We start from the raw sequence: 12,901 nt of genomic DNA, 5'->3' as shown, positions 1-12,901 counted from the left end.
CCCGATGGACGCGATTCCACTGGTGCACGCGAGTCTTGGCGAGCGGGAGCTGGCGGCCGTCAAGGAGGTGTTCGCGTCCGACTGGCCGGCCGGCCAGGGCCCCCGGGGCAAGGCCCTGGAGCGGGAGCTGGCCGAGCGCTTCGGCGTCGCCGACGCGGTCGCGCTGAGCAGCTGCGCCGCCTCGCTGCACCTGAGCCTGCTGGCGCTCGGCGCCGGGCCGGGCGACGAGGTCATCGTCGCCGACTACACGTTCCCCGCCCCCGCCCATGCCGTGCGGTACGTGGACGCGGTACCCGTCTTCGCCGACGTGCGCGCCGACACCGGCACCATCGACCCGCAGGCCGTGGCGGACCTGGTCACACCCCGGACGGCGGGCATCATCGCGGTGGACACGGTCGGGCTGCCCGCCGACTACGCGGAGCTCCAGTCGATCGCGGACCGGCACGGGCTGTTCCTCATCGAGGACGCCGCCTGCGCGGTCGGCGCGACCTACCAGGGCCGCCCGGCGGGGACGCTGGCACCGGTCGCGTGCCTGTCCTTCCACGGACGCAAGGGCATCACCAGCGGCGAGGGCGGGGCCCTGCTCACCACGGACCCGGCGCTCGGCGGGGACGTGCGGCTGCGGTCGTCCTTCGGCATCGGGAGCATCGCGGAGCAGGCGCGGGTCATCGGCCTGCCGATCCCCGAGTTCACCGAGATCGGCTTCAACTACAAGCTCTCCGACATCGGCGCCGCGATCCTCCAGGTGCAGCTGGGACGGCTCGACGAGCTGCTGGAGCGCCGGACCGCGGTGGCGGAGCGCTACGCGGAACTGCTCAAGGACGAGGAGCACCTCACACTTCCGCACGTGCCGGCCGACCGCACCCACGCCTGGCAGTCGTACATGGTGACGCTGGAACCGGGCGTGGACCGGGCGGGCGTCGCCGCCGACCTGCGCGCCCAGGGCATCGGCTGCGGGCACGGCACGTGGGCGAGCCACCTGCAGCCCGTCTACAAGACGGACCAGACGTGCCCCGTCTCGGCGGACCTCTTCCGGCGCAACCTCGCCATCCCGATGCACGCCGAGCTGACCCCCGGCCAGGTCGAAAGGGTCGTGGACGCCCTGCGGACCGCGCTGCGCACCCACGCGCGTCCGCACCCGGCGCGGTGACCGCGCGTGTACCGGAGCAGGAGAGGAGATCGGCCATGCGGAGTGTGAACGCCGCGATCATCTACTACAGCTCGACCGGCACCGTGCACGCCCTGGCGTCGGCGGCGGCGGAGGGCGCGGAGAAGGCCGGCGCGCAGGTGCGGCTGCGCAAGGTCCCCGAGCTGGCGCCTCCGGAGGCGATCAACGCCAAGCCGGCCTGGGCGCAGCACATCCAGGACACGGCGGACGTCGCCGAGGCCGCCCTGGACGACCTGGCGTGGGCGGACGCGGTGCTGTTCGGCACTCCCACCCGTTTCGGCAACCCGTCGATGCAGCTCAAGGCATTCATCGACACGGCCGGAGGTCTGTGGCACGGCGGCAAGCTCGCCGACAAGGTGTACTCGGCCTTCACCACCACCGGCACCGCCCACGGCGGGCAGGAGTCCACGATCCTCGCGCTGGGGAACGTGTTCTACCACTGGGGCGGCATCATCGTGCCGCCCGGCTACACCGACCCCGTCCAGTTCGAGCTCGGCAATCCCTACGGCACGTCCCACCGGGCCGCCGACGGCGCCCCGGGTGACGTCCCGCTGAGGGCGGCCGCCTACCAGGCCAGGCGCGCCGTCGACATCGCGACCGCGCTCAAGGCGGGGCGTGCCGCCTGACGACTCCCTTGACCTCCCGACCTCGGGCCCGCCGCGGCGTTCGCCGCGGCGGGCCCGGCAACTCCCCACGACCGAAACGCGCCGGCGCGGCCCGGACGACGTACTTGAAACACCGCAAGGGAGTCAGCCCCCAATGAAGCGTTCTATCGCCTACAAATCGGTGCAGAAGCGCGGTCTCCACATCGGCCTGCTGCCGGAGATGGCCGCGGCCGTCAACGCTGCCACACCGATCGACCTCGACCACGACCTGGACGTGCTGCCCGGGGCCGGCCGGCGCATGACGGTCACCGACTTCGCCGAGCACGTCCGCGACCTGGCGGCCCGCCTGTGGGCGGCCGGTGTCCGGCCGGACGAGCACGTCGTCCTCTACAAGACCGCCAATGCCGACGCCTGGCTGCTCGCCGCCGCAACGTCCCGCATCGGGGCGGTCCCCGTCATGCTGTCGCCCTCGCTGGACGCCATCAACGTCGGCGCGCTGCTCAAGCGGCTGGGCCGGCCGAGCCTGCTCACCGACGAGCCCAAGCTCGACGCGCTGGCCGAGCTGCCGCTGGCGGACCTCGTCCAGCGGACGCTGATCGTGCGCGGTGACCGGCCGGGTGCGCGGTCGCTCGCGGACCTCGCCGGGGCGCCGGACGTCGCACCGCGGGTCCGGCCGATCGACGCCGCCGCCGTGATCACCCACACGTCCGGCACGACGGGGATTCCCAAGCTCGTCGTGCACACGCCCCGCACGCAGGCCGTCCGGCTGAGACCGCAGTGGCGGCTCCTGTCGCTGATGCGCCGCAAGGAGACCGTCGCGATCCACATCCCGTTCGTGCACTCCCGCATGGTCGCCGCGATGTCCCTCGCGCTGCTCCAGGAGATGCCGGTGCTGCTCCTGCGGGAAAGCTCCCTCGACACGGTCGCCGAGATGTTCCGCGAGCACCGGCCGGGCTTCGTCGAGGCGCTGCCCAACTCGCTCATGGAGTGGGAGGCGCTGACCGACGACCCGCGCAGGCCGTTCTCGTCGGTGAAGTACTTCAGCAGCACCTTCGACGCCATCCACCCCCGGACGATGAGCCGGCTGCTCAGGTCGTCCGGGCGGCGGGGGGCGCTCTACTTCCAGATCTACGGGCAGAGCGAGGTCGGCCCGGCGGTCGGCCGCGCCTACCTCCGCCATTCCGCGCACCGCACGAACGGGCGCTGCGTCGGCTGGCCGATGCCGGGGGGCTGCGCGAAGATCCGCCTGGTGAGCCGGGACGGCCGGCCGGTGTCCGAGCACAACCCCGGCTACATCGAGGTCGCGTGGAGCGGCCTCGCGAAGACCTACTTCGCGGAGCAGGACCGCTACGACGAGAACCGGTTCGGGGACTGGTGGCGGACCGGGGACGTCGGCTACCGCACCAGGCTCGGCTGCCTGCACATGCTCGACCGCGAGGTCGACATGATCGGCGGGGTGCAGAGCTCCCTGGAGGTCGAGGACCAGGTGCTCGGCCGGATGGAGGAGCTGAGCGAGCTCGTCGTCGTGCACGGCCTGAAGTCCGAGCCGATCCCGGTGGTCTGCACCACCGACGACGCCCCGCTGGACCGGGACCGCTGGCGCGCGGCCGTCGCCGGCTTCCCCCAGCTGGCCGACCCGATCCAGATCCCCCGGGCCGAACTGCCGCGGACCGGGACGCTGAAGGTGCAGCGGCTCGCGCTGTCCCGGCGGCTCAAGGAAGAGATGAAGGACCGGGCATGACCCGGGACCGATCCCCGCGATCCGCCCCCGGCGCCGGCGGCGGAAAGACCGACTCGAAAGGGCCAGTGCAATGACACCGGAAGCCACGCTCGCGCGATTCCGCGAATACATGGTGGGACCGACGCGGTTCATGACGCTGCTGTCCTGTTTCGAACTCGGCATCGTCGACGCGCTGCGGGACCGGCCCGGCATGACCGCCGCGGAGCTCGGCGACGCGGTCGGCGTGAAGCCGGACGCCGTGGAGCAGCTCCTGTTCCTGCTGGTCAAGGAGGGCTTCGTCGGGTACGAGGACGGCCGCGGCTACTCCCTCGACGCGCTCGGGGGCGTCCCGGAACGGGACCTGAAGCGGGCGCTCGCCTACATGAACATGATCAAGGTGGTCGCGCTGCGGCAGCTCTTCAACCTGACCGAGAGCGCGCGGACCGGCACGCTCGTCGGCCTGAAGGAGCTCTACGGGGCCGAGGGGACGCTGTACGACGTGGTGGCCGAGCATCGGGACCTGCGTGAGGCGTGGGCGAAGCTGATGGACACCGTCACCGCCAACATCGACCCCTGGTTCTTCGGCAACATCGACATGCCGTCCGGCGCGCAGGTCCTCGACCTCGCCGGGAACACCGGCCTGGGAGCCGTGCACACCTACCAGATGAAGCACGTCCCCGGCATGCGCGTGACGACCTTCGACCTGCCGGAGAAGGAGACCGAGTGCCTGGAGAACTTCCGGGCCCACGGCGTGGCGGAGCACTGCTCGTTCATCGGCGGCAACGTCTTCGACGGAATCCCCGAGGGCTTCGACGTCGTACTGATCAAGCACTTCCTGGACATGTTCGACCGGGACGCCGTCATCCAGATCCTCAACGGCGTCCACAAGTCGCTGCCGGTGGGCGGGCAGGTCAACATCCTGGTCCCCGTGTATCCGGAGGACGTCACGGAGACGGACAACCACAACGTCGACTTCTTCCCCGCCTTCTTCATCGGCTGCACCATGGGCCAGGGCGGGCCGCAGAAGCTCTCGACCTACCGGAACTGGCTGGAGGAATGCGGGTTCGAGGTGACGAGGACGGTCACCAAGGACCCCGCGGAACTCCCGCAGGACGTCATTCCGGTGCCGGCCATCCTGTCCGCGACCAAGACCGCGTGACCTCCGGCCCGCCGTAACCCGGGGGCGGCCGGCATCCGCAACACGGCGTCCCGCGCTTCGCGGGGCGCCGTGCCGGTGACGGCTGCCCTCTGCCGGACGTCCCCGTGCCGGACGTACCCGTGCCGGACGTCCGTGCGCCGGACGTCCGCGCGCCGGGCCGGCCCCCCCATCTCCTCGGACGCCGGTCGCGGCGGTACGGCCGACCTCGCCGCCGCCCGACCGGACTGCAACGTGTGGCCTCTGAAGAAAGTGGACCCGATACATGCCAACGCTGTGTAAGCCGTCGATCCGTGTGCCGGAGTACGTCGTCACCATGGAGGACACTCTGGAGTTCGCCGAGAAGGTGCACGCGGGAAAGCCGCAGCTCCCCTTGGCGCTCCGCCTGATCCAGAACACCGGAGTGCGGAAGCGGCACATCGTCCAGCCCATCGAGGAGGCGCTCCTCCACCCGGGTTTCGAGGAACGGAACCGCCTTTACGAGTCCGAGTCCAAGAAGCGATGTCCCGAGGTCATCGAGGAGGCCCTGGCGAACGCCGCGGTGACGGTGCGCGACATCGACGCCATCATCTACGTGTCGTGCACGGGCTTCATGATGCCGTCGCTCACCGCCTGGCTGATCAACAGCATGGGGTTCCGGTACGACACCCGGCAGATCCCCATCGCCCAGCTCGGTTGCGCGGCGGGCGGCGCGGCGATCAACCGCGCGCAGGAGTTCTGCACCGCCCACCCCGAGAGCAACGTCCTGATCGTCTCCTGCGAGCTGTGTTCGCTGTGCTACCAGCCCGGTGACGACAACGTCGGTGCGCTGCTGTCCGACGGGCTGTTCGGCGACGCGGTCGGGGCCGCGGTGGTGCGCGGCAACGGCGGTGTCGGTGTCGCCCTGGAGCGCAACTCGTCGTATCTCATTCCCGGCACCGAGGACTGGATCTCCTACGCCGTCCGGGAGACCGGCTTCCACTTCCAGCTGGACCGCCGGGTGCCCGGGACGATGGAGCCGCTCGCCCCGGTGCTGCGCGAGCTCGCCACGAGCCACGGCTGGGACGTCCGCAACCTCGGCTTCTACATCATCCACGCCGGCGGCCCGCGCATCCTGGACGACCTCGCCAAGTTCCTCGACGTCGACCGCGAGATGTTCCGCTTCAGCTGGGCGACGCTGACCGAGTACGGCAACATCGCCAGCGCCGTCGTGCTCGACGCGCTGCGCAGGCTGTTCGAAGAGGACCGGGTGACGCCGGGCGACACCGGCGTGATCGCGGGGTTCGGCCCCGGCATCACCGCGGAGATGGCGGTGGGCCGCTGGACCGTGGACACCCCCGCGGAAATGGAGAGAGCCCAGCTCGACGAGCTGACGTCCTCCCTCCAGTAAGACGCACAAGCCCACCTGAGAGGAATCCATGCCGCATTCCCAACGCCGAGTTCTGCTCGCGAAGCCGCGCAGTTCCTGCGCCGGGGTGGATCGGGCCGTGCGGACCGTCGAGGTCTGCCTGGAGAAGTACGGGCCGCCCATCTACGTGCGCAAGCAGATCGTCCACAACGCCTTCGTCGTGAAGTCCCTGGAGGAACGGGGCGTCATCTTCGTCGAGGAGACCGAGGAGGTGCCGGAAGGCGCCACCGTCGTCTTCTCCGCGCACGGAGTGGCGCCGGAGGTGCACGCGGAGGCCAGGGCGCAGAAGCTGACGACGATCGACGCCACCTGCCCGCTCGTCACCAAGGTCCACCGGGAGGCGGTCCGGTTCGCCGAAGCGGACTACGACATCCTGCTGATCGGGCACGACGGCCACGAAGAGGTCATCGGCACGCTGGGCGAGGCGCCGGACCACATCCACCTGGTCGACGGCCCGGACGACGTGAAGAACGTGCAGGTGCGCGATCCCGACCGCGTCGTGTGGCTGTCGCAGACCACGCTGTCGGTGGACGAGACCCTCGCCACGGCCGCGGCTCTGCGCCGGAGGTTCCCCAACCTGCTGGATCCGCCCTCGGACGACATCTGCTACGCCACCCAGAACCGCCAGGTCGCGGTGAAGGAGATCGCCGCGGGCTCGGAGCTCGTCATCGTCGTCGGTTCGGCGAACTCCTCCAACTCCGTCCGGCTGGTCGAGGTCGCGAGGGAGCGCGGCGCCGCCGCCCACCTCGTGGACTACGCCGAGGACATCGACGAGTCGTGGCTCGACGGCGTGACGACCGTCGGGCTGACCAGCGGCGCCTCCGTCCCCGACATGCTCGTCCAGGACGTGCTGGCCTGGCTGCGCGAACGGGGATACGACGAGGTCCAGGAGATCGAGCCGGTGACGGAGCGGATGCACTTCGCCCTGCCGCGCGAACTGGACCACCCGGCCACGGCGGAAACCGCGTAGCGGCCTTACGCCCGCGGCCGCAACGACGCGGCACGAAGGAAAGGACAGCGATGGCATTGCTGGAAGGCATCCGTGACCCGGCCGACCTGCGCGAACTGCCCGCGGAGGAACTGCCCGCGCTGGCGGCGGAGATCCGCGGGTTCCTGGTGCGGTCCGTGGCCCGCACCGGCGGGCACCTGGGCCCCAACCTCGGCGTGGTGGAGCTGACGGTCGCGCTGCACCGGGTGTTCACCTCACCCCGCGACAAGATCATCTTCGACACCGGGCACCAGTCGTACGTGCACAAACTGCTCACCGGCCGGGTGGACGGCTTCGAAGGGCTCCGCCAGCGGGGCGGACTGTCCGGGTACCCCTCGCAGGCCGAATCGGCGCACGACCTGGTGGAGAACTCGCACGCCTCGACCGCGCTCGCCTACGCGGACGGCCTGGCCAAGGCCAACCAGCGGCGCGGGCTCGCCGACCGGTCCGTGGTCGCGGTGATCGGCGACGGCGCGCTCACCGGCGGGATGGCGTGGGAGGGGCTCAACAACCTGGTCGGCGCCCCCGACCGGCCGGTGATCGTCGTGCTCAACGACAACGGCCGCTCGTACGCCCCGACCATCGGCGGGCTCGGCCGGCACCTGCACGACCTGCGCACCTCGTCCGACTCGTGGCTGGAGGTCTACACCCGCGACGGCCACGCGGTGGAGGACAACCTGTTCACCCACATGGGCTTCGGCTACATCGGCCCGGTCGACGGCCACGACGTGTCCGCCTGCGAGCGGGCCCTGGACGTGGCCCGCGCCATGCGGCGCCCCGTGGTCGTGCACGTCGTCAGCCGGAAGGGCCAGGGATACGCGCCCGCCGAGAACGACCAGGCCGACCACATGCACGGCATCGGCAAGATCGACCCGGAGACCGGCATGGCGCCCGCGTCGTCCGGCAAATCCTGGACGAAGGTGTTCGCCGACGAATTGTGCGCGGTGGGCGAGGACCACGACGAGGTCGTCGCCATCACCGCCGCCATGCCCGGACCCACCGGGCTGGCCGCGTTCGCCGAGCGGTTCCCCGAACGGACGTACGACGTCGGCATCGCCGAACAGCACGCCGCCGGTTCGGCGGCCGGGCTGGCACTCGGCGGACTGCATCCCGTCGTCGCGGTCTACTCCACGTTCCTCAACCGGGCGTTCGACCAGGTCATGATGGACGTCGCCCTGCACCGCCTGCCCGTGACGTTCGTGCTGGACCGGGCCGGGATCACCGGGCCGGACGGCGCCAGCCACCACGGCATGTGGGACATGTCGATCCTCGGTGTGGTGCCCGGCCTGCGGGTCGCCGCGCCCCGCGACCCCGCCCGGCTCCGCGAGACCCTCCGGGAAGCCGTCGAGGTCACCGACGGCCCGACCGTCCTGCGCTTCCCGAAGGCCACCGCCGGCCCGGACATCGACGCCGTCGTCCGCGTCGACGGCATGGACGTGCTGCGCCGCAGCCGCGGGCTCTCCCTCGACGTCCTCATCGTCTCCACCGGGGTGCTCGCCGAGGCGTGCCTCCAGGCCGCGGACATCCTGGAGGACCAGGGCATCGGCATCACCGTCGTCGATCCCCGCTGGGTGATCCCGGTCAATCCAGCCCTTACCGGCCTCGCCCGCCGGCACCAGCTCGTCGTCACCGTCGAGGACAGCAGCCGCACCGGCGGGGTGGGGGCGTGCGTCGGCCAGGCCTGCGCCGACGAGGGTGTGCGGACCCCCGTCCGCAACCTCGGGCTTCCCCGCGCCTTCATCGAACACGGCGACCGGACCGGCCTGCTGGCCGACATGGGCCTGTCCGGCGAGCAGATCGCTCAGACCGTCCGGGACTACCACGCCGACCTGTGCGTCCCCGCCCGGACGGGCGCGGAGGCGAGCCCGCGATGACCGCCGGCGGCCCCGGCGGCCGTCCGCACGCGGCCTGGACCGCCGCCGGGCGCGCGCGCCCGGCGGCGGTCCGGAGCCCGGTGACCGAACAGAGAGGATGATCGAACATGGTCGATCTCGGGATGCCCAAGGTGGCACCGGCGCTCAGCCCGCGGCGGACGAGCAGGCAGCTGACGCTGGGAAACGATGACAGGGCCGTGCAGGTGGGCGGCACGGCGCCGGTGAGCGTCCAGTCGATGACCACCACGGTGACGGCCGACGTGAACGCGACCCTGCAGCAGATAGCGGAGCTGACGGCCTCCGGATGCCAGATCGTGCGGGTGGCGGTGCCCTCGGCCGACGATGCCGAGGCCCTGCCGGAGATCGCCCGCAAGTCGCAGCTCCCGGTGATCGCCGACATCCACTTCCAGCCCAAGTACGTGTTCGCGGCGATCGACGCCGGGTGCGCCGCCGTCCGGGTGAACCCGGGGAACATCAAGGCGTTCGACGACAAGGTGGCGGAGATCGCCAAGGCCGCGGACGCGGCGCGGATCCCGATCCGGATCGGGGTGAACGCGGGGTCGCTGGACAAGCGGCTGCTGGCCAAGTACGGCAGCGCGACGGCCGACGCGCTCGTGGAGTCGGCGCTGTGGGAGTGCTCGCTGTTCGAGGAGCACGGATTCGGCGATCTGAAGATCTCCGTGAAGCACCACGACCCGGTGGTGATGATCTCGGCGTACCGGAAGCTGGCCGCCGCGTGCGACTACCCGCTGCATCTCGGGGTGACCGAGGCGGGGCCGCAGTTCCAGGGCACGGTGAAGTCGTCGGTGGCGTTCGGCGCCCTGCTGGCGGAGGGCATCGGCGACACGATCCGGGTGTCGCTGTCGGCGCCGCCGGTCGAGGAGGTCAAGGTCGGGATCGCGATCCTGGAGTCGCTCGGCCTGCGCAAACGCGGCCTGGAGATCGTGTCGTGCCCCTCCTGCGGCCGGGCCCAGGTGGACGTCTACAAGCTCGCCGACGAGGTCACCGCGGGTCTGGACGGGCTGGAGGTGCCGCTGCGCATCGCGGTGATGGGCTGCGTCGTCAACGGTCCCGGCGAGGCGCGCGAGGCCGACCTGGGCGTCGCGTCGGGGAACGGCAAGGGACAGATCTTCGTCAAGGGGAAGGTCATCGCGACGGTTCCCGAATCGAAGATCGTCGAGACGCTCATCGACGAGGCCATGCGACTGGCCGAGGAAGCGGGTGACGACGACGCGGCGGCCGCCGGGAAGCCGGAGGTCATCACCGTCCCCGTCCCCGGCTAGCACCCGCCGGCGCTGGGCGCGGTGATCACGAAGTGGTCATCGGGCGATCGGAAGCGGAAAACCGGAGACCGTTCGGTTCCGTGATGGAAGCGGGTCCGCCCGCCCCGAACCCGCCCCCCGGCAGGACGGCGTAGCACGTCGGCTGCCGGGGGTTTTCGCGCACCACTCGGTGACACTCTCGCCCGGTCTCGGCAGGGCGATCCGGAAGTGGCGCCTCGTGGTGGCGGGTCAGCACACGATCAGGACCCCTGGGCCGGGGGGTCGAAAGTGTCCATGACGTCGTCCGGGTGGTAGTAGACGCGACGGTTGAGGGTGTAGCGCCGCCATTGTGATTGGTGGGCGTAACGGTAGACCGTGCCCTTGGGAATACGCCAGATGGCGGCTATGTCATCGACGGTCAAGCCGACCTTGTGCATTTCGCGATTCAGCATGTTCCTCCCTGTGGTGACCTTCTACTGGAGCTTGGCGACCCCCTGGAGCCGAGGGGGGCACCGCAGCGATGCGTGGAGTCGATCAGCAAGCCGGAGAACGCGCATTTCACATCACGTTGCGAGGCGAGCCGATCGCACGCATGGTCCGGGATATCCGGGCAACGTCAACGACGAGTACTGCGTTGGGGGAGCCGTATTTGACGTCGCCGGCCTGGACCGGATGCCGGCGCTGCAGCGCCGGCCAAGGTGATCATTCGCGATGGGGGCTCAGCGCCCATGTCGCGGCACGTCCCGGCCGGACGCCCGAAGGGCGAGCAGCCGACCGGTGATCACCAAGACTTGATGACGGGGAGCCGGGTCGTCGGCGTGTGAAGAGGGGGCGGAGATGGAGGGCAGGACGCTGCCGTTGCGGCCCGCGAACGGACCGCAACGGCTGACCCCGTCATGTCCCCGCAGATGAGGGGCGCTTGCCTGGCCGGGGAGCCGACCGCGGCTCAGCGTCCCTGGATCTGGCGGGCGAGCGTGGCCCAGCGAGTGGCGGGCCACCTGTGGTCGGGGAACGCGGTGCAGACGATCTCGGCCGGAAGCGCGTCCTCGCGACGGCGCATGTGGGCGACCAGCTCACCACTGCAGGTGGGGCAGGAGCCGACGGGCACCCGGCCGGCGCCGTTCGAATAGGCGGTTCTACGCGCGGCGCGCGTGAGTTCGCCGATCTCGTCCACGATCTCCGCCGCGGCAGGGTGGGCGGCGAGCCACTCGGCATGCCGGCAGAGGAATCTTGAAAGCGCACGGATGTCCCGCGGCGGGCGTTCGAGCCGGCGTTCGTCGGCGACGAGGCTGGCCCAGGACGCCAGGACTTTGCGAATGGCCGTCCGTATCTCGGTGGCCGCGGCGCTCATCGGATCGGCGGTGGTGTTCTTCCTGGGACCGGTGCGGATCATGCGCATGGAACCCTGGCCCGACTGGTTCATGCAGTCGTCGTAGAGCGTCGGAAGGTTCCGTATGTCGCCCACCAGCCGGTCCAGGCAGGCCGAACACACGAACCTGCCGTCCCCGGCTCTACGGGCCTTCTTGCCAATATTTGCACTCGGTCTTTGGCACGATCCAGCTTGACACAGTATGCGTCCCTTCATGTTCTCCCCGTAAAGCCTCGTCCGCTGCGGGCGGGGTGGTGTGCGCGTACTCCTGCCATGCTCTCTGCATACTCTTCAATACAGTCATCTACGTCAACTGCCCCGCGAGAAAACGCCGGAAGAATTAACGCCACCGCCCGCCTGAACAGGGAAAATTCGCGTGGCACCCCGGGTGCCTCCATCTCTCGGCGGCTCACCGGTGATCGGGTCGGTGGATACCTGGGATAGGGACCAGGTTGAAAAGCCAAGCTGTTATTCTGTGTTATACAGTGATCACGAGCCGTCATATAACGAGCGTATTGGCCTGGCGTGCCGCTCGACCCAATCACGGATTTGGAACGTCCGTAACACGGAGGGCGACGGCTTCTCAGATGCTGAGACAACCCTTGGGGACGGCCACACGGGCAGGACCGAACCGGGATTCGCTCCTGGACGGGCGGGTGCTCACCGCTCGGCGGGGCGGTGCCGCACCCCGCCGCGGCCACACCGTCCGGCCGCCGCGGTCGGGCGGCGGCGCGTACCCCGATCGCGAATCGATTGCCTTACTGTGCAGTTGACGACGGTCACGGTCGCCGGGGGAGCCGTCGCCTCCGCCTGTACCGTCCGCCCGCGGGAGGTCACTTCATGTGCCGCGGCCCTCACCGGCCGCCCCTCGGTCCGGGAGAACGTCGCGGAGCCCGACCCCGGTGCCGGGAGTCGAGAGCTCCACGTGGCCCTCGCCGCCGGCGGCGGCCCATTCCGGACATGCCGCCACCGCGGCGCGCCGACCGCTCGATCTCATTGCTTGGGAACGGTTTCTCCCCAGGAGAGGCACCGTCTGATCTGTCGGCCAGGCGGTCCCAAATCAGATTGGACGTCGCCGGAGTAGATATCATGATCCGAATTTTCGGCGGATTGTCGCCCGGCCGACGGACGGAAAACCACACTTATGGCGATCTTGTGCGGGCTGGTTTTCGCCTGCCCGGCAGGTTGATTTTTCGAACAGTGAAACGGATCAAGGTCATTGTTCGGGGGAGGTTCACCGTGTCGAGCAAGTTCCGGCACCCGGCACCCGGCACCCGGCACCCGGCGCCCGGCACCCGCCACCCGGCGGGCGGAAATCTCCGCGCCGCCGCCCCCCGTGTCGCCGCCTCGCGGTCCCTCGACCCCTCCGCTC

10 protein-coding genes are annotated in these 12,901 nt (G+C 70.3%); 8 read left to right on the top strand and 2 right to left on the bottom strand.

The window, feature by feature from the left end:
• The first annotated feature begins 4 nt into the window (after positions 1-4).
• From E1289_RS21875 to ispG, 8 genes are all read left to right on the top strand, one after another.
• A complete protein-coding gene (locus tag E1289_RS21875) occupies positions 5-1,150 on the top strand; it encodes a DegT/DnrJ/EryC1/StrS aminotransferase family protein (protein WP_131983033.1) in 1,146 nt (381 codons plus the stop codon).
• A 35-nt stretch (positions 1,151-1,185) separates the two neighbouring features.
• Positions 1,186-1,794, top strand: coding sequence for an NAD(P)H:quinone oxidoreductase (wrbA, locus tag E1289_RS21870; protein WP_131983031.1), 609 nt, complete (start codon positions 1,186-1,188; stop codon positions 1,792-1,794).
• Positions 1,795-1,927: 133 nt separating this feature from the next.
• Positions 1,928-3,514: a class I adenylate-forming enzyme family protein gene (locus E1289_RS21865; protein WP_131983029.1), complete on the top strand. Its 1,587-nt coding sequence runs from the start codon at positions 1,928-1,930 to the stop codon at positions 3,512-3,514.
• A gap of 70 nt (positions 3,515-3,584) precedes the next feature.
• On the top strand, positions 3,585-4,652 hold the full coding sequence (locus tag E1289_RS21860; RefSeq protein ID WP_207929081.1) for a methyltransferase: 1,068 nt from the start codon (positions 3,585-3,587) through the stop codon (positions 4,650-4,652).
• Between the two features lie 262 nt (positions 4,653-4,914).
• On the top strand, positions 4,915-6,018 hold the full coding sequence (locus tag E1289_RS21855; protein ID WP_207929080.1) for a type III polyketide synthase: 1,104 nt from the start codon (positions 4,915-4,917) through the stop codon (positions 6,016-6,018).
• 28 nt (positions 6,019-6,046) lie between these two features.
• The gene (locus E1289_RS21850; RefSeq protein WP_131983027.1) at positions 6,047-7,006 is read left to right on the top strand and encodes a 4-hydroxy-3-methylbut-2-enyl diphosphate reductase; all 960 of its coding nucleotides are present in this window, start codon (positions 6,047-6,049) and stop codon (positions 7,004-7,006) included.
• 50 nt (positions 7,007-7,056) lie between these two features.
• Positions 7,057-8,898, top strand: a complete 1,842-nt coding sequence (locus E1289_RS21845) for a 1-deoxy-D-xylulose-5-phosphate synthase (RefSeq protein ID WP_131983025.1) — start codon at positions 7,057-7,059, stop codon at positions 8,896-8,898.
• Positions 8,899-9,005: 107 nt separating this feature from the next.
• Entirely contained in the window at positions 9,006-10,181 is a 1,176-nt protein-coding gene (gene ispG, locus E1289_RS21840) for a flavodoxin-dependent (E)-4-hydroxy-3-methylbut-2-enyl-diphosphate synthase (RefSeq protein ID WP_207929079.1), read from the top strand.
• Between the two features lie 239 nt (positions 10,182-10,420).
• On the opposite strand, the gene E1289_RS21835 is transcribed toward ispG, so the two are convergent.
• Together E1289_RS21835 and E1289_RS21830 are read right to left on the bottom strand one after the other, a co-directional pair.
• Entirely contained in the window at positions 10,421-10,612 is a 192-nt protein-coding gene (locus tag E1289_RS21835; RefSeq protein WP_131983023.1) for a helix-turn-helix domain-containing protein, read from the bottom strand.
• Positions 10,613-11,106: 494 nt separating this feature from the next.
• A complete protein-coding gene (locus E1289_RS21830) occupies positions 11,107-11,625 on the bottom strand; it encodes a hypothetical protein (protein WP_207929078.1) in 519 nt (172 codons plus the stop codon).
• Positions 11,626-12,901: the final 1,276 nt, after the last annotated feature.

This window comes from Actinomadura sp. 6K520, assembly GCF_004349245.1.
Taxonomy (GTDB): Bacteria; Actinomycetota; Actinomycetes; order Streptosporangiales; family Streptosporangiaceae; genus Spirillospora.
This window is presented reverse-complemented; position numbering and strand designations above follow the sequence as displayed.